This window comes from Candidatus Nitrotoga arctica (genome assembly GCF_918378365.1).
GTDB lineage: Bacteria > Pseudomonadota > Gammaproteobacteria > Burkholderiales > Gallionellaceae > Nitrotoga > Nitrotoga arctica.
In genome coordinates this window covers 475,093-492,754 of record NZ_OU912926.1, presented here as the reverse complement: position 1 = coordinate 492,754, position 17,662 = coordinate 475,093, and the positions used below count along the sequence as shown (strand labels likewise).

Below are 17,662 nucleotides of genomic sequence, written 5' to 3'. Positions count from 1 at the left end.
GAACTATTAACCATTATGGTAAACTAATCGAATGAAAGTCTCCTATGAAGACGAAGATGTCGAGACTTTGTGCAAGCAATCCAAAGTGGCTGTCAAGAAGCTGGGGATGGAGTCGGCGAAGAAGTTGCAGCGGCGCCTCTCCGAGCTTCACGCCGCTAGTGTGATAAGCGAGTTAGCAATTGGCCGCCCGCACCCGCTGGAATACGACCGGGCTGGCCAGTTTGCCGTGGATTTGCACAAGGGAATGCGATTGATCTTTAAGCCGACACGTCAGCCGCCGCCTTTCAGGGCAGACGGCTCGATTGACTGGTCGCAGGTTGATGAAATAACGATTATCGAAGCGGAGGATTACCATGACTAATACTGTGTTGCGCACCTACGAGACGCTGGCTGACTTTGCGCCCGATTGGGTGGCGGTGCCCGGCGAATCTATTGCTGACCTGCTGGAAGAACGGGGCTGGACGCAGGCTGACCTGGCCACACGCACCAGCTTCACCACCAAACACGTGAATCTGTTATTGAAGGGCAATGCGCCCATAACAGAGGAAACGGCGCTTAAACTGGAACGTGTGCTGGGTAGCACTGCCCGCTTCTGGCTGAATCTGGAAGCCCAATACCGCGAGCATCTGGCACGTCAGGAAGCACTCAAGGCATTGGCCGAGCATACCGACTGGTTAAAAGAGCTACCCCTGTCCGACATGGTGAAGTTCGGCTGGGTGAAAAAAGTGAAGGGTAAGGCCCAGCAAATGTTCGAGTGCCTCCGCTATTTTGGTGTGGCCGACGTAGCGGCATGGCGGACTCAATATGAACAGCCGGTCGCCGCCTACCGTGCATCCGCGAAACTGACCCGTGAACCTGCTGCTGTTTCGGCGTGGCTACGCAGAGGGGAGCGGGCTGCGGAGGATATGCGGCTAGGCGATTATGACCGCGCAGCCTTCGAGGCGGCCTTGCAGCAGATACGGGTACTGACGTCAGAACGTGATCCGAAGGTTTTTACTCCCAAACTCATCGAGCTTTGCGCCCGTGTCGGCATAGCCGTAGTTTTGGAACCTGCCCCGAAGGGCTGCCCCGTCAGCGGTGCGACGAAATGGCTGAGTGCGAGCAAAGCGCTCATCATGCTGAGTCTGCGTGGCAAGACTGACGACAAGCTGTGGTTTTCTTTCTTCCACGAGGCAGGGCATCTTTTGAAGCACGGCAAGCGGATGACTTTCCTCGATACGCTTGGCGAGGATGGCCTGAACCCGCAGGAAGAGAAAGAGGCGGACGCTTTTGCCCGAGACTTGCTGATTCTGCCCACCGACTACAAGGCACTACTGGCTCACTCGTTGATCGGCGAGCAAATGATTCGCGACTTCGCCAGACAAATAAACGTAGCGCCCGGCATCGTGCTGGGTCGTCTTCAATATGAGGGGCACATCGGTTGGCAGCAGTTCAACCGCTTGAAGGTTCGCTATAGCTGGGGACATGAGACAGAAGAAAAGTAATCGGCAAAAATGACAAGAAATAAGGACAAGGCATGAGTTCTGAAGGAGCGATCCATACCGAGCTGCGTTTTGAATCGGAGCTTTGCGACCACCTTGCCCAGCATGGCTGGTTGTACAACACTGTCAAACCATTCGACGCAGGCTACGACAAGCGTCTGGCAATTTTCCCGGAAGATGCGCTGACGTGGGTGAAGGAAACACAGCCTGAGACTTGGGAAAAGTTCAGCAAGAACCATATGAAAAATCCTGAAGAGGTTTTCTTGCGTCGGTTGGCCGAAGAGCTTGACCGCGACCGCCCTACGATCAGGCATGACACCCCGCAACTGTGGGGCACCTTGTACTTGCTGCGCAAAGGTTTCAAGGACATCAACGCCACCTTCCGCATGGCACAGTTCGCGCCGGGCAACCAGCAAAATCCCGCTACCTGGGCGCACTATACGAAGAATCGCCTCCGCGTGGTGCGACAGGTACATTATTCGCTGCACAATGAAAAATGCATTGATCTGGTGCTGTTTCTGAATGGCTTGCCATTGGGCACCATCGAACTGAAAACAGATAATACCCAAAATATCGAGGATGCCATTAAGCAGTACAGCTCGCCTGTGGATGTAGCCATCCGGCAGCCAGAGCCGCTGCTATCGTTTGGTAAGCGCGCATTGGTGCACTTCGCGGTGAGTACGGATGAAGTGCGCATGGCGACCAAGCTGGCAGGAGCCGGTACGCGCTTTTTGCCATTTAATCGCGGCACGCCGGATGGTCAAGGCGGTGCGGGTGCTGGCAATGCGCCCGATGAGAAATTGGGCTATTCCACCGGCTATCTATGGCACGAAGTCTCTCAGCGCGATGCGTTCTTGGGCATCGTGGGCAAGTTTTTGGCGGTAGAGGTGAAAGAGCGCAAAGAAGCCAACGGCAGGAAGAGCTATACCCCGTCATTGCTGTTTCCGCGCTACCACCAGTGGGATACTGTGAACGCCGTGGTGAAAGCCACGTTGGATGAAGGCGTGGGGCAAACTTATCTGGTGCAGCATTCCGCCGGTTCGGGCAAATCCAATACCATTGGCTGGCTGGCGCATCGGCTGGCTTCGCTGCACGATGCCAAAGACCAAAAGGTGTTTAGCAGCGTGATTGTCATTACGGATCGGCGCGTACTCGATCAGCAATTGCAGGACACGATCTATCAGTTTGACCATCAGCAAGGCGTGGTCGAAAAAATTGATGAAAACAGCACTCAACTGGCCAATGCGCTGGACAAGGCCAAGCTCATCATCATTACCACTTTGCAGAAGTTTCCGTGGGTGCTGGATAAGGTGGGCGGACTGGGCGACAAGCGTTTCGCGCTCATCATCGACGAGGCGCACTCCAGCCAATCTGGCAACGCTGCGGTTAAGCTGCGAGAGGTGTTGACCACCGACGGCAAACCGCCTGTTGGCTCTGCCGAATTGCAGCCATCGGATGACTATGATGAAGCGGCGGCAGAAGTTGCCGAGATGACCGATGAGGATGTGCTCATCAAAATCATGACGTCGCGCAAACGTCCCCCCATGTGTCGTATTACGCATTCACTGCGACGCCTAAGCCGAAGACGCTGGAGCTGTTCGGACGTATGGGAGAAGATGGAACGCCAAAACCTTTCCATGTTTATTCGATGCGCCAGGCGATTGAAGAAGAATTTATCCTGGATGTGTTGCGCGGCTATACCACTTACGATTTTGCGTTCAAGCTGGAGCAGTCAGCCGACGATAAGGAAGTAAAAAGTGGGCGCGCAAAGAAGAAGCTGTTTCAGTATGCGCAACTGCATCCGACCAGTATTGCGCAAAAGGTGACGGTGATCGTGGAACACTTCCGCGAGCACGTCTTGCACCTACTGGGCGGACAAGCTAAAGCGATGGTGGTAACAGATAGCCGACTGGCTGCTGTGCGCTACAAAAAAGCATTTGATGCTTATATCGCCAAGATGAAGTATGCCGACTGCAAGGCGTTGGTGGCGTTTTCCGGGACGATTACCGATAGCGAAAGCCAGGTCTTCAAAGCCGACGAAGGCAACCTGAACGACAACAAAGAACGCGATGATGGCATCAAGACGGCATTCGACACAGAGAGTTATCAGGTGTTAATCGTGGCCTCAAAGTTTCAGACTGGCTTCGATCAACCCAAATTGGTTGCGATGTACGTGGATAAGCGACTTGAGGGCGTTTTAGCTGTACAAACCCTGTCGCGCTTGAATCGCACCTGCCCCGGCAAAGACAAGACTTTTGTGCTGGATTTTCGTAATCAGCCAAAAGACATACTGGATTCGTTCCTGCCGTTTTACCGCACGGCCAAGTTGTCGGGCATCACGGATCGAAATTTGGTGCATACGCTGCGCGCAAAACTGGATCAAGCGGGGGTTTATCTTTGGAGTGAGGTTGAGGTGTTCGCCAAGGCTTACTTCGACCCGAAAGGGAAGCAAGCATCCATCCAGCATCCGTTAAAACAGGCGCATGATCGATACAAAGACCGCAAGCCGGAAGAGCAGGAATTGTTCCGGGGTGATCTGTCGTCCTATGTGACGGCCTACGATTTCTTGTCGCAATTGGTGGATTACGACGATGCGGATTTGGAGCGTTTGCATGCTTTTGCCAAATGTCTGTTGCCTAGGCTGCGTAGCAAAACTGATGGCGGTGATACCTTGGAAGGCTTGGTGCGTCTGGCCGGATACAAAGTCATCAACCTGAAAGAACATAATCTTAACTTGGACGCCGGTAAAGCAAAGCCCATGAAACCGATGGGGCCGGGTGGTGGCGAGCCATGGGACGATCCTAACGCCAGGCTGTCAGCTATCATCCAAAAAATGAATGAGGTTTTTTCTGGCAACCTGTCGGATGCAGACTTCAGGGGGTACGCCACCACGCTGATTGGGAAAATGGTAGAGGACGCTACGCTGCAAGAGCAAGCCAAAGCCAACGATACGGCGGAATCCTTCAGCAACGATGCATACGAGCAGAAATTGACTGGAGCAGTGGTCGATGCACTGGAAAACCACAGTGCGATGGCGGATCAGGCGTTGAAACACCCGAGAGTGTTCAAGGGGCTTGCCAGTTTGTTGCTGGACGAAGTGTATCGGCAGCTAAGAGAAAAGGCTGTTGCTTAGATTGTCCTGCGATTTATTTACACCCTCCAGTTTCATGACGCATCCCGTCAGTGCGCCCCGTAAATTCCATAGCTGTGCATGCATCGTCGGCAACGGCGGCCACCATTTTCAAAATAGCCTTATGCTTACCGTCCGTGCTGCCGCCCCAGCTGCCAAGTGACCGATGACCCACGCACGATGGCCGATACCTGCTGCCCCAGCCGCTGTTCAACCACTGATCTCCACGGCACCAGGCTGAAACCCATGCCATCGTCCAGCATCGAGAAGCGACCGCTGGCGAGTTGGACTGAACGGCGGTAGATGCCGTTTGCGCGCTCGCCATCGCGCAGCGGGCGATGGACCAGCCCTGTTTGATGCTGTATCACTTTGCCTACTGACGCCAATTCCCGGTCGCGCAAGGTGGATAGCAAGTTGCGCACTAAAACCACGCGCGGGCCGCGCCGCTCGGCCAAGCCCTGCTCGACGAGGAAACCTATTCGGTCTTGCAATGCATCACGCACCTGAACACCGAAGCCCCGTGGCGACAGTTCCCTCGCATCGCCCACCATTTGATGATCCAACCATGTTGCACCTTGGGCGCGTACTTGCTGTTCGATAGACAGGTGCGAACGCAATTCGATGGTGCCCCCTGCGACGCGCTGCGCATCGTGTGCTTGAGTGCGTGACAAGAAGTCAGGCAGTATGCGCCAAACGCCATCGGCCATGCGCTCCACGGCTCCGGAGCGGCGCAGCGCTTCGAGTCGGCGCACATGGGCATCGACTGCAGTTTGTGGGTCTGCCACACTTTCTTGTCGAAGCTGCGCAATATGGTCAATGCTGCGGTAAAGACCTTCACACGCGATACCCGCGATGTTGCGATCTACCGCTCGTTCCCGTCCGGCCGGCTTCACTTCCACCATGCCACCCAGCGGCAGTGCGGTCAGGTCCGCACCAACCGGCAGGCGGACATAGTGCGCGCGGCCGTCGATGCCACCAATGACCAGATAGCCCCGGTCATTGAGTTTATCGGCCAGACCCTTGGCGGCGATGCGGCCGAATACAGGTGTTGCTGGCGCTGTTTCCAGTACCAACTCCCGCTGCTCGCCCCGCAAGGCTTTATGCATCGTACGCAGGATGTCGCCGCGCTCGCCCATGGTGGTCAATGTCTTTTGCATGCTCGGGGATAGCCGCCAGTGGTTAGCGTCGATACGCCCAGCTAGCTCCATTGCCCCTCCAGCCGCTGCAGCCGGGCACGAAGGAGAGTCTGGCGCTGTCGGTCAGTGGGCTGTTGAGTCAGGTCCGCAATATCCGCGGTGGCCTGCCGCAATAGCGTCCGGTCCAGGCTCGTCAGCCGCTCCTGCTCGACTTCCCGTAGCAGTCCTTGCCGAATATCCAGTTCGGTGCGCGGCCCCAGCCATTCGGTCGCCAGCTCGCTGGCGCGCACGCGCATGCCGTGCGCCATATAATCCGGCGCAATCACCAGGTTTTGACCCTTTCCTCGACCATCGCTGGTGTGCCCGCGCAGCACGATGTGCGTATGCGGGTTGTCCGTATCCCAGTGATCGACAGCCACCCAGTCCAGTCGGGTTTCCAGGTCGGTGGTCATGCGCTGCATGAACTCCCGCGTGTAACCGCGCAGGTCTTCCAGCTCCCCGGCATCCTCCACCGAGACGATGAAACGGAACTGGTGGCGGTCGCCCTTGCCGCGTTCCTCGAAAGCCTTGAGATCAGCCGTGTCGGTCTCGGAGCCGTAGGTTTGTCCTCGCTCTCCATCACGCGTCACGCCATCGCGCTCGATGTAGCGCAGGTGCGTAGAGATGGAATTAACGCCAGCCTTCTTCAGCACCACAAAGCGAGATTTGATAGTCACGCGACGCGCGTCGGCTTTAAGCCCATGTCCTGTCATACCCGCAGCTACGCGGTCCCGTCCGAAGGTCGATGCGGGACGCGCACCGCGCGCCCCCGAGGTCTTCGCACCGGCCTTCGAGACCTGCCTCAGGACTTGCGAGACAAAACGCTGCGCGTGCTGGCCGCTCTGCGATCCATCCGGGCGTTTAGGTGCCCCCGGCTTGATACGAAAACGCTCATCGTCACGCGAGGCCATGACACAAGCTCCAGCGTGGGTTGGCATACCGCATCGAAGACGGCACGCGGGAAACTTTGAGAGCCCATCCGGCTTTGCGCTCCACGACGGCACACCGGCTGCAAGCCGCCGTGCCGTGCCCAACCCACGTGCAGATTGACATTGCGGCAGGGTACGTGCCGCCCCTTTTATCTTGCCCTCCGCCTTTCCCGATCGCTGACGCGACCGGCCCAGACGGTCAGGCTGCGATTGTCTGCACGGTTGAAGCACCGCAGCCGCAGGCCGTGGTGCAAACGATGTGCAGCGAGACTGCACGAAGAACGGCATGCAGCGCTGCACGTTCATGGCGTGCCCCACGCCCATAAGGGCTGCGCGCTGCCGATCACGGCAGAGACAGCAACGGGACCGAAGTACCGGCTGTCGAACGATGCCGGATTGGTTGCACTGAGCAGTAACAGCTCACCATCGTGAAGCCGCCGACATTGTTGCCATGACGACAGTGAACGGCCACGGCCATCTGTTGCATGGACGCCGGCCACCGGCATGCCGTCGATGCGAACGATGTGCTTCTCGATGCACACCTGCTGCGGTGACATCGCGCCGATGCGCTTGAGCAGCGGGATGTGCTCGGGCAAGTAGCCACGCTGCGCAGCCAGCGCGGCAGTATCTGCCGGAAGCCGGGCGAGCACGATGCTGCCGACGTGCAGCGAGTCAGGCAGGCCGATGCGATACCAGCCAGGCGCTACGCTGTCGCTTGGGTTGTAGACGAGGCGCGCAACGGACCTATGGTCAGACGACCAGGCGAGCGCAGCAATGCTAAGGACGGTGAACAGTATGACGCCCCTGCGATGGACGCAAGTGTTCATCGCAGCACCTCGCCCGCGAGGTAAGCAGCATGCCGTTCGATCGTGTAAGACGGTAGTGGTAGCCGCGCAGACAGCCGGTTGCCCAACGTGCGCCAGTACGCGAGCGACACCGCTACCGGATTGATGCCGAGTTCTTCGATGGCGTCGATCTGTGGCAAGACCGACTGCACTTGCTGTTCGCCTTCGGCGCACAGCAGCAGGCGCGCACCAGGTTGGATGCCGGCGATGCGCTGCACCGCATCGAGTGGCGTGCAGGTTTGCAGTACCATGAGCTGCCAGCGTGTCGTACCGTAGTCGTTGGACTCCCAGCGCACGCGGCAGAACAGGGCGGCAGGAGGAAACATTGCGCAGCGTCGCCAACGATCCAGCCGCAGCTCACGCGCTGGATGGCCGAAGCGCAGATAGAGGTTGATCCGACGTTCGACGAACGCCAGCGACACACGCGTCAGCGGCGTGTCGTTCGTGACGTTTGATAACACGGGACGTGGTATAGGTGACGCGTTGCTGGACGCTTGCGGCAGCGCACTCATGGCTGCTTCTCCGGGAATTCATGTTCCAGCAACGCACGAAGCATCTCGGCCACCGTGATGCCACGTGTAAAGGCTTCAACCTTGATGCGGGCGCGCAGCGTCGGCGTCACGTCGATGGTCAGCCGGGCGGTATAGAGATGGGTTTTGCCGATGTCCGCACCGTCGCCCTGGCGCACCCATGCATCGGCATGCGGGTTGGCAGGCGGACGCGCACCAATGGCAACCCGTTTGCTGTTCTTCATCGCGCCATCCTCAACACTTCATCGGCAAGCGCCGCGATCTCGTGTGCAGCGGTGCTGTCTGCGTCGAGTTCGCGGGCAAGTCGGCCAGCGGCCACGCTGTCGGCGAACACGATGCGTTGCCGAACCTCCGACAGCAGCGAGGGTAGCGGTTGATCGGCAAGCGCCCCGCGTGCCTCGCGCCCGATCACCGTGGTGCTGATACGCCGGTTGATGACGAAGGCCGCGCGCAGCGCGGGCCGGAACACTTGCGCTTCGCGGATCAGCGACACCATTTCGACGCTGGCCCACACGTCGTAAGGACTGGGTTGAACAGGAATCAGCACCAGGTCTGCCGCGAGCAGCGCAGAGCGAGCGATGGCGGCGATCCGGGGCGGGCCATCGATCACGATGTGATCGCAGCGCTTGGCGAGTTCTGACGCTTCCTGATGCAACGTTTCCCTGGCCAGACCGACCGCACCGAACAACCTGGGCAGACTGTTCTGGCTACGGCGCTGTATCCAATCGAGTGCCGAACCTTGGGGATCGGCATCGATCAGGATCACGGCGCTGCCTTGCATTGCCAGCTCACCGGCGATGTGTGTGGCGAGGGTTGTCTTGCCGACCCCGCCTTTCTGGTTCAACAGTGCGATGATCATGATGCGCTGCCTCCTGCTCGCCGACTTATCCACAGCACGCGGGGTCTTCTTATCGTTAGTTTTATAGATTTAAAGTTAGATTTTAAGTTAGGAAACACCGAACCAATTGCTGCGCAAGGCTTTTCGACACGTTCGCACTCCTGATAGCACGAGGATTCCTACTCCCGATAGCACGAGCGCATTCACAGTTTGTCCACAGGCACTGCACGGGCACCGAAGCTGCCACCGGGTCGCAAAGGTGTCGTAGACGGCACAGCTTGGAATGTCAGCACCTCCGGTCCATGCCTGGGCCGCAGAATAGCGAGTGTGTAGCCCGGCAAAGGTTGCCGTGCCACGATGCAACGCAGGTCGTAGGCGAAGTCGGTGAGGCGCGCCAGGCTGCCGGACTTGCGGTGCAGGTGCGGAAAATCGAAGCGCCAGCCTTCGCGCTGCCAGCCACCGTGCTTGCGCACTAGGCGGTACAGCCAGCGCTCGATACCGCCGGTCAGGCGGAAGTAGTTGACGTCGATGGTCAGCACCAGGTTCTCTTCGAACACACCGGCATAAAACCAGTCCGGCAGGATCAGTTCGATGCCCAGCGGCCGGCCTTGGCCGGCCGCGCGCTCCTTCCACTCGTTGATCCACGAGAAGCGATGCAGACGCCGCGCATTGGGTTGGCGAATGGATGTGGCTACGCTGGTGGACTGCAAGCGATCCAGCGCAGCTTTGAGGCGCTGGTAGTCGCGCAGCGATGTGCCGCGACCAATGAAGCGCAGGATCTCGTAGGGTGTGGCCGCCATTAGTCGCGACGAGCGAATTCCCGCATCGCGCGCCTCGACGATCTGGCTGGCGGCCCAGATCAGGATGTCGGCATCCCATATCGTCGCCAGGCCATGCGCGGCCGTGCCTTCGACGCGCACGGTCACACTGCTGGTGCGGAAGTCGATGGGCACCGTGCGCTTGCTCTTGGCCAGCGAAAAGAACGGGTAGACCATCAGGTCTTGCGCATCGCGTGCGGGCAGCTCGCCGGAGAAGGTATGGAACAGTTCGAGTTGCTCGCGCTGCGGGTCGTGCCGGATGGTCATCAGTGACGGTGTCCATCGCCGATCAGCGCACGCCGGGATGGCGGGCGGTGTACTCGGGATCGGACGTCATCTCAAAGCTGCGCGCATCGGCCCAGGTTTCGAGGTCGACGATGGCGTACATCACGCGCCGACCAAACTTGCGGAAGCGAGGTCCGCCGCCGATGACACGCTGCTTTTCCAGCGTGCGCGGCGACAGCCGCAGGAATGTGGCGGCTTCGTTGTTAGTCAGGTAACGCGCTGGCTGCGCGGATTGAGCAAGCTGCTGGGTGGCAGTGGGTGCGGGATACGGCCGTAAGGGTACGGGTCTCATGGCATGGGCCTCCATCGGTCAAGATCGCCGACGAAGCAATCGCCGCCGGATGGAAGCAGTCTCAGGGAAGCCAGGCGTTCTGCGCAGGGACGTTGTGCGTTGTCGCGTTAACGTCCCTGTGCGGCCCTGCCGGGTTAGAGTAGGCGGTGGTATCCACCCCCCATGAGCGTTTGCCCGCGCCGGATCAAGCGGCGGACGTGGGCGCGCAGATCGCCGTCTTCGTACCAGCGCTCTGCGACGGCGGCGTGGCCGAACATCACTTCGGCCACGCCGCGCTGCGAAGCACCTGCCAGCGTGCCGTCGAGCGCCTGCAGGGTGCGCATGTGGAGCATTGACGTGCGACCTGGTCGGCCTGTGGTGATTGCAGTGCGGTGCACCTTTGCGGCGTCGAGCAACGCCAGCTCGGCTTCGATTGCGCGCCAGCGCTCGCGGAGCTGGCAACCGGCGCGGATGGCATAGACGTAAGCCATGCCGTCTTCCAGTGCGGGAGATATTGCCATGCGCAGCATGCGATTGACGAGTTGAGTGGTCAGCACCAGGCGCTTGCCGTCGTGCATCAGGTACTTGCGGCCAGGGAAGCGCCAGAGCTGGAACAGCAGTGCATCGGCCGTGGGATCGGCATCGGGATAGACCTGGACTACCGAGGATGGATCAGGGAACCAGTCGGGGGACGCGTCGCGTGCATCGCGCGTGGGGTCTTCCAACAGGCGCAAGCCCCAGCGAAGCGCCGCGTGCCGCGGATGGCGTCGGTGCCGTTGCCAGGCGCGCCACTCATTTGGTGTTCCCTGAAACCGCTCGTCAGTAAAATAGACCATTTGTCCCATATAAATAGACAGTATTGGAAGTACATAATAGCCTAGCTAATTCAAGTTCGTTAAGGGTAAGCATGCAATCTGCGGGACTTATCTCACAACTCACTGATTAAATATATTCACCTATATTAGATCCCGCATTTATCTATAACTATATAAAAACAATATATTACAAAACCGTTAACGCCAATTTAAAATTGATACAGAAGCAATAAAACCCGAAGTCCGGCTACTAGAAGAAATTGGAAGAAAAAAACAAAACTTAACCACATCAAGCTTAGGATCCCCGCATGCCGCTGCAGAACATTCCGCCCCATCGTTTAACAATTCTTGCACTCGCCGTTCTCTCCATTATTCCCATCCTCCCAAGCCAAGCTTATGCCGTGGCCTGCGTTGACTGTGCGGGCAGCTGGTTTCAGGAATACCAAGCTTCTGATTTGGGTGGAACTTGCACGGGTTCGGACAGCAATTCAGACAACAATGGATACGACACGTCAAGTTCGAGTTATGACGACACATCAAGCTCGAGTTATAGCTACACATCAAGCTCGAGTTATAGCTACCCATCAAGCTCGAGTTATAGCTACCCATCAAGCTCGAGTTATAGCTACCCATCAAGCTCGAGTTATAGCTACCCATCAAGCTCGAGTTATAACTACCCATTCAGCTCGGATTATGACGACCCCTTCAGCTGGAATTATGATGACCCCTTCAGCTGGAATTATGGCGACACATTCAGCTTGAATTATGGCGACTTCTCGGGTTCCGATAGTTTTGCGGGCGATCCAATCAACACTTCCATCGGCAATGTCGTTGAATCAGCACGCGACTATCGAAGCAGCGGACCATTCCCAGTCAATTTTTCCAGGACTTACAATAGCCTGCCCATGCTGGTTCCCGGCTTTGTCAACAGCCTGGGCGGGAACTGGCGTGGCACCTACGATGCCAATATCGTTATTCATGATGGCGATGTCTATGTGTATCGTCCTGATGGCAAGGCAGCTAAATTCACCTTGGTCAATGGCGCTTATGCGTCGGCAAGCGACATCGTTGCCACATTGATGCCTGTGCAGGCTGGAGGACAACCCGCGGGATGGATTTATACGACAGCAGTCCACACAGTCGAAACATATGATGTCAATGGCCGTTTGAAGTCCATTGCAAACAGAAACGGCTTGATCCAAACATTGGCGTACGACGGCAATGGCTCGCTCACCAGCGTAACTGATCCTCTCGGACGCGTGCTGCAATTTGCCTATGATTCTTCAAATCGGCTGGTGACATTGACCGGACCGGATCTCGCCACGATTCGATATGCTTACGATGCGAATAACAACCTGACCTCAGTCACCTATCCAGACAGCACGACGACCGGATACCAATATCAAAATAGCGCATTTCCAAGCCTGCTGACCGGTCGAGTCGATGCGAAAGGTGTGGTCGTCTCGACCTGGACCTATGACAATCAAGGTCGCGCGATCGGCAACCAGTTGGCAAACGGCGTAGCAGCTGTCACTGTTAGGTATAACCAGGACAGCACCGACGTTACCGATGTCCGTGGCGTGACCCGCACGCGCCAGTTTCAACGTATTGGCAGCACCAAGAAACTCGTCAGCATGACAGTAGCGTGCAGTGACTGCGATGCTGAACTATTGCGCAGTGTCAGCCATGATAGCAACGGATTTGCCACGGGCAGCACTGACTTCAGTGGTCTCACTATCCAGAACACGCTCGATTCGCGCGGCTTGGCGTTGACTGAGACAGTCGCAGCGGGAACACCACTGGCGCGCACCATCAAGTACACCTGGCATCCCATATTTCCAAACCTGACCAGCATTGTTTTGCCGAACAACCAGAGCTCTCAGTTTGAATATGACGACAAAGGGAATCTCACCAAGCGGACGATGACGGCCGATGGCGTAAGTAGAGTTTCAACGTACCAATATAACGCTGCCGGACAATTGATACACGTAACAAACCCCGGCGCCGATGGCAAAAATGTCACGACATTGACCTACGATAAGCAGGGCAATCTCGCCAGCGTCACGAATGCGTTAAATCAATCCATACGTTTCACCCAATACGATGCCAATGGCCGTTTGCTCAGCCTGACCGACCCGCGTGGCCGTTCTACAACCTTCACATACGATGCCAATGGCCGCCAGACGAGCATCACGACCGGCGCTTTGGTCAGCAAGTTTACCTACAACGCTAACGGCCAACGCTCCAGCGTCTCGCTAGCTAACGGCAGCATACTTGACTATGCTTATGACGACGCACACCGTTTGACCGATGTGATTGATACACGAGACACCAACCTGCATTTAACCCGCGATGCAGCCGGAAGCGTCACGCAAAGCACGATGACTGTTGCCAGCGGCGCCGTGGCCCGCAGTCGCGCGTTTGCATACGATCAGCGCGGGCGCCTGCTGCAGGTGGCAGGAAACAACGGGCAGAAATCCGCCTACGCCTACGATAGGACAGGGCACTTGCTTTCGGTATCCGATGCCATCAACCGCACCAGTCAAGCCCAGTATGATGCGTTGCAGCGCATGACTCAGTCAATTGATGCGAAGGGTAACGCCACTGCCTATGGCTACGACACCAATGACAACCTGGCCGGTGTGACCTCGCCCAGAGGGTTAGCGACGCAATACCAGCGGAACGGCTTTGGACAAGTAATAAAGTTGATCAGCCCCGATACTGGCCAGACATCATATCAATACGATACGGCAGGCAAATTGATCGTTGCCACCGACGCCCGCGGCAAGACCGCCCGGATGCGCTACGATGTGCTGGGCAGGCCAACGCAAATCAGCTTGGCGGAAGATCAGCAGGTGTCGCTTACTTATGACCAAGGCCCATACGGCATCGGCCGATTGACCGCTGTCAACAATCCCACCAGCGGCAATTCCTATCAGTACGATGTAAATGGCCGCATCACGTTCCAAAGACAAACCATCGGTAACGTTTCCGAAGAGGTCAAATATGACCATACGGAGATCGGCCAACTGACCTCAATGCACTACCCCAGCGGCACGACAGTACAGTATACGTATGCCGCCGATGGCAAGGCCGTGAGTCTAAACATCAACGGCACGTCGTTATTGAGCCAGATCAAATACCAGGCTGACGATCAAATCGGACAATGGACGTGGGGCAATACCCGAGTGGCGACTCGCTCCTTCGATGCCGATGGTCGCCTTACCGCCTTCAGCAAGGCCGGCAGCAGTGCCACGATTGCGTATGACAACGCCGACCGCATCATCAACATGGCCGACAGCAGCGGCCCGAGCCGGAGACAAGGTTTCGCTTACGACAACAACGATGCGCTGACCAACTACACAGCCAATGCCACGACCCAAAGCTACCAATATGATGAGGACGGCAATCGCACGGCGCAAGGTAACGGTGGTGCAATTGTCAATTATGCGTATGCCAGCGGCAGTAACCGCTTGTTGAAACTGACGGGCAGTCAAAAAGCTACCTTGCAATACGATGCAACCGGCAATATCGTAGCAGATGGCACTAACCGCTATACCTACGATACACTTGGACGCCTGGTGCAGGTAAGCAATGCAGCGGGCAGCACGCGTTACCTGTTCGATCCGCTGGGTCAACGTGTTGCGAAATTAAACGGCAGCGGCAAGGATGGTGAAGACGATGATAGAAAAAAGGAGGCCAGCAACGAGGACGGCAAGACCGCCACGACTTACTTCACCTACGATACGGCCGGCCACCTGATTGGAGAATACAACCGTCAGCGTAGCCAATCGACCGAATACGTATGGCTGGGCAATGCACCGGTTGCTGTGCTGAATAAAAACGGAAACGCTCCGGCCCAGCTGTACTATGTGCATACCGATCATCTGGGCACCCCACGACAAGTCACCCATAGCGCGACCAATGCCGTAGTTTGGGAATGGTTTGGTGAGCCGTTCGGCACCAGTGTGCCGGATGAGGATCCAGGTCACACCGGCAAGAAATTCAGCATGAACTTGCGCTACGCAGGTCAGTACTATGACAAGGAATCGAGTTTATTCCACAACGGATTCAGAGATTACAATCCGAAAATCGGGCGGTATGTGCAAAGTGATCCGATTGGGTTGGCGGGGGGGATTAATACTTATGGGTATGTAGGGGGGAATCCGATCAACAGGGTTGATCCGACAGGGCTGTATTATTTTCAACAGCCATGGCAAGCAAATGATCCAATCGTAGGCCGAGAAAACACGTGGATCGTTCCTGGTGGAGCGATAAGCTCTTTCATTGAAAATTATGTACCGGCGGGACGAACCCTTGCTGAAATACATGACCCGCTTGTCGGCGTGCTTACGAGCGCGGGATTGCCTGATATTATTGCCAATATTCCAACCATGCCTTTAGCGTATATAGCGGCATCCTATCTAGAACTCCGGCGATTTCTGGGTTTTACAGAGCAACCCAAGCAGATGTGCACGCGATGACACGAGAGATTTCATTGAGTTTGGCATGGCTCTTGGTTCTGTCGGTCGCATTATCTTGCCCTTTCGAGACTAATGCGGCTCCAGAAAATAGAGATCTCCGAATCGGTCAAAAATACGAGATCGTGGGGGAGCTCTATGTTCACAGTGTCAGTGACGATCTCAATTCTAGGAAAGTGTCAATTATCAGTTTGGTACCACTTCGGCTTTCAGGTCCTGAAATAATTTCGCGGCAATTAGTTCCTACAGGTAGCGTACTAACCGTGGTCGACAAAGCACCAAAGAAGGTCTTTGCTTTTCTCTACCCTGATCGATATGTTGTTCGGGTCAATACAATAGAGTCGCCAGTAGGGATTCCTGTGGTTATTGACCTCTCTCGAGGAATTGAAGGTAAATCTACCGCGCTGAACCCACTAATTTTCAAGCCACTATTCTGAATTTGGGGAGTTGCGGAATGATCCTATTGGACTTGGTTCGCTGGTGGCGGGTTGCTACAATAGAGAAGGGGCATCACTGAACCTATCGATATTTTGGAACGTCAGTGCAAGCAGCCCCGGTTTGGGGTATCTGTCTCCCGCTGTTTTTGAACGCCAGTTCCACGAAACTAGATTGGCTGTATAAGCCCGTTGGTGTCTTTTATTGACAACTGATGTTATTACCACCTATTAAGTAGGCGAGAGCGTAATTTTATGTCTTTTATAATGATATGCGCTATGGCGTACGGGGTTGTCCTTATAACTGTATTTTTTGGCGACTTATCGCAAAGCCTGATAAACGTGACAATATCGATAATATAAACGAAGTAGCTAATAAAACTGCAAATATTCTTTTTTATGGATCAATAATAATTTTTGTGATTTTAGTGATATTTTTTTCGAAGTAGGGAATACGACGTAAATGACAACCTGGCTAGCGTGACCTCGCCCAGTGGAGTGGCGACGCAATACCAGCGGAACGGTTTTGGACAAATTGCAAAGCCCGGTATGCTGAATGGGAGGCGGTGGCATTTGTTAGGCCGGCTTAAAATTGGGTTTAGAAAACAGGCTCTCGCCTGCCCTCCCGCATCAGCAGGGTCGAGAACTGGCGCGCACGCATTAGGTTCCCGTGGTTCTTCCACCACTTTCGCATCGGACCTCAGCAAGCGTAGCCTGGGCTAGAGTAGATACCGTCTCTAACGTCAAGCATTTTTCAAGTAATTGTGTTGATACGGCTGTTGAGTTTTGACTACGCCAAAGCACAAATGTACAAGCTTGGGCATTGCGGCACCGAGGGAGGACATCTTTGACTTGCCTCGGGCAAACCGCGATCACCGCCAGCCAAACTCCCGCTCCCCAAACTAAAGACGAACGCTACGGCAAAGGCCTGGAAAGCATGCGCGAAATACTCGAGCGCGCAGAAAATAAACAAAGCCGGGACGAGCGTGATGACGACGAAGTTAAACAACTGCGCAGCACAAAACGCGACCTCGAAGCCCTGGAAAGCGAAGTCGAGGCCGACTTCATCGCCATCGGCCAACACCTCAAAGACGCCAAGCTCCCCGCTGAAATCATCAATCGCCACAAAGCCGCCATGAAGGAATTCAAAACCAAACAAAGCGAACTCAAACAAAAGCTCAAAGACGTAGAAGAAGCGGATGATGTCAAAGATCAAACGAAACGCACAGATAAAGTAAAAGAACTGGCAATCTTCATGAAGGCCAACCAGCACCACAAAACCCACACCCTCACCGATTCCAACAAACTCACGTTCAGCCCCCCGGACGGCAAAGTACGCGCGCCTTCGGATACCGAACGCGAATTCAAGACCAGCCTGTTCAAACTGCAAGCCATCCACCTGGCCGGCCCCATCCCCATGGCTTCATTCATGAAAAAGGAAGTTTTTCGAGGTACCCTTTTTGGTCGTAGTAGTCGTAGTTGGGTTACGATAGGCTGCAACATTCTATGCATAGAAGCTTCAGTGCTTGCTCTTACTGCGCTAGTTGATAATTGATGCGCTAGAGTCGCCGCCGGGCAAACCGAATGCATCTCCCGCACCAAGCAAAGAGCTTTTTTTTCGACGGTAAAA

17 protein-coding genes and 1 pseudogene are annotated in these 17,662 nt (G+C 55.9%); 8 read left to right on the top strand and 10 right to left on the bottom strand.

The annotated features are described in order from the left end of the window. Positions 1-31: 31 nt before the first annotated feature. The 4 genes from MKZ32_RS02330 to MKZ32_RS02315 are packed head-to-tail and all read left to right on the top strand — an operon-like array spanning position 32 to position 4,614. Positions 32-361, top strand: a complete 330-nt coding sequence (locus MKZ32_RS02330; RefSeq protein WP_239795796.1) for a type II toxin-antitoxin system RelE/ParE family toxin — start codon at positions 32-34, stop codon at positions 359-361. Next, entirely contained in the window at positions 354-1,484 is a 1,131-nt protein-coding gene (locus MKZ32_RS02325) for a HigA family addiction module antitoxin (protein ID WP_239795795.1), read from the top strand. The genes MKZ32_RS02330 and MKZ32_RS02325 overlap by 8 nt, the downstream gene beginning before the upstream one ends. Before the next feature lie 32 nt (positions 1,485-1,516). Then, a complete protein-coding gene (locus MKZ32_RS02320; protein WP_239795794.1) occupies positions 1,517-3,235 on the top strand; it encodes a type I restriction endonuclease in 1,719 nt (572 codons plus the stop codon). Continuing rightward, on the top strand, positions 3,130-4,614 hold the full coding sequence (locus tag MKZ32_RS02315) for a type I restriction enzyme subunit R domain-containing protein (RefSeq protein WP_239795793.1): 1,485 nt from the start codon (positions 3,130-3,132) through the stop codon (positions 4,612-4,614). The genes MKZ32_RS02320 and MKZ32_RS02315 overlap by 106 nt, the downstream gene beginning before the upstream one ends. Positions 4,615-4,739: 125 nt before the next feature. On the opposite strand, the gene MKZ32_RS15805 is transcribed toward MKZ32_RS02315, so the two are convergent. Continuing rightward, positions 4,740-5,819, bottom strand: a complete 1,080-nt coding sequence (locus MKZ32_RS15805; RefSeq protein WP_478210027.1) for a DUF3363 domain-containing protein — start codon at positions 5,817-5,819, stop codon at positions 4,740-4,742. Next, positions 5,810-6,697, bottom strand: coding sequence for a hypothetical protein (locus MKZ32_RS15800; RefSeq protein WP_478210026.1), 888 nt, complete (start codon positions 6,695-6,697; stop codon positions 5,810-5,812). The genes MKZ32_RS15805 and MKZ32_RS15800 overlap by 10 nt, the downstream gene beginning before the upstream one ends. Before the next feature lie 20 nt (positions 6,698-6,717). On the opposite strand from MKZ32_RS15800, the gene MKZ32_RS02305 reads away from it, so the two are divergent. Then, positions 6,718-7,041 carry a hypothetical protein gene (locus MKZ32_RS02305; protein ID WP_239795792.1) on the top strand — a complete coding sequence of 108 codons (324 nt, stop codon included), beginning with the start codon at positions 6,718-6,720 and terminating at the stop codon, positions 7,039-7,041. Here MKZ32_RS02305 and MKZ32_RS02300 read toward each other — a convergent pair. The 7 genes from MKZ32_RS02300 to MKZ32_RS02270 all read right to left on the bottom strand — a co-directional run bounded on the left by MKZ32_RS02300 (position 7,018) and on the right by MKZ32_RS02270 (position 11,138). Continuing rightward, positions 7,018-7,542, bottom strand: a complete 525-nt coding sequence (locus tag MKZ32_RS02300) for a S26 family signal peptidase (RefSeq protein ID WP_239795791.1) — start codon at positions 7,540-7,542, stop codon at positions 7,018-7,020. The genes MKZ32_RS02305 and MKZ32_RS02300 overlap by 24 nt on opposite strands. Further along, a complete protein-coding gene (locus MKZ32_RS02295; RefSeq protein ID WP_239795790.1) occupies positions 7,539-8,072 on the bottom strand; it encodes a DUF2840 domain-containing protein in 534 nt (177 codons plus the stop codon). Before MKZ32_RS02295 ends, MKZ32_RS02300 begins: the two co-directional genes overlap by 4 nt. Beyond that, the gene (locus tag MKZ32_RS02290; protein WP_239795789.1) at positions 8,069-8,314 is read right to left on the bottom strand and encodes a chromosome partitioning protein ParB; all 246 of its coding nucleotides are present in this window, start codon (positions 8,312-8,314) and stop codon (positions 8,069-8,071) included. Before MKZ32_RS02290 ends, MKZ32_RS02295 begins: the two co-directional genes overlap by 4 nt. After that, positions 8,311-8,949 carry a ParA family partition ATPase gene (gene parA / locus MKZ32_RS02285; protein WP_239795788.1) on the bottom strand — a complete coding sequence of 213 codons (639 nt, stop codon included), beginning with the start codon at positions 8,947-8,949 and terminating at the stop codon, positions 8,311-8,313. The genes MKZ32_RS02290 and parA overlap by 4 nt, the downstream gene beginning before the upstream one ends. 182 nt (positions 8,950-9,131) lie before the next feature. Then, positions 9,132-10,013, bottom strand: a complete 882-nt coding sequence (locus MKZ32_RS02280) for a replication initiator protein A (RefSeq protein WP_239795787.1) — start codon at positions 10,011-10,013, stop codon at positions 9,132-9,134. A 22-nt stretch (positions 10,014-10,035) separates the two neighbouring features. After that, positions 10,036-10,323 carry a helix-turn-helix domain-containing protein gene (locus MKZ32_RS02275; RefSeq protein WP_239795786.1) on the bottom strand — a complete coding sequence of 96 codons (288 nt, stop codon included), beginning with the start codon at positions 10,321-10,323 and terminating at the stop codon, positions 10,036-10,038. Between the two features lie 134 nt (positions 10,324-10,457). Then, a complete protein-coding gene (locus tag MKZ32_RS02270; protein ID WP_239795785.1) occupies positions 10,458-11,138 on the bottom strand; it encodes a DUF2285 domain-containing protein in 681 nt (226 codons plus the stop codon). 287 nt (positions 11,139-11,425) lie between these two features. On the opposite strand from MKZ32_RS02270, the gene MKZ32_RS02265 reads away from it, so the two are divergent. After that, a complete protein-coding gene (locus MKZ32_RS02265) occupies positions 11,426-15,601 on the top strand; it encodes an RHS repeat-associated core domain-containing protein (protein ID WP_239795784.1) in 4,176 nt (1,391 codons plus the stop codon). Further along, entirely contained in the window at positions 15,598-16,035 is a 438-nt protein-coding gene (locus MKZ32_RS02260; protein WP_239795783.1) for a hypothetical protein, read from the top strand. The genes MKZ32_RS02265 and MKZ32_RS02260 overlap by 4 nt, the downstream gene beginning before the upstream one ends. Before the next feature lie 740 nt (positions 16,036-16,775). Here the strand turns inward: MKZ32_RS02260 and MKZ32_RS02255 are convergent. Beyond that, a pseudogene (locus MKZ32_RS02255) lies at positions 16,776-16,889 on the bottom strand (IS110 family transposase); the annotation flags it as partial. On the opposite strand from MKZ32_RS02255, the gene MKZ32_RS02250 reads away from it, so the two are divergent. Further along, complete coding sequence (locus MKZ32_RS02250; protein ID WP_239795782.1) at positions 16,880-17,587, top strand: hypothetical protein; 708 nt, start codon at positions 16,880-16,882, stop codon at positions 17,585-17,587. The pseudogene MKZ32_RS02255 and the gene MKZ32_RS02250 overlap by 10 nt on opposite strands. Positions 17,588-17,662: the final 75 nt, after the last annotated feature.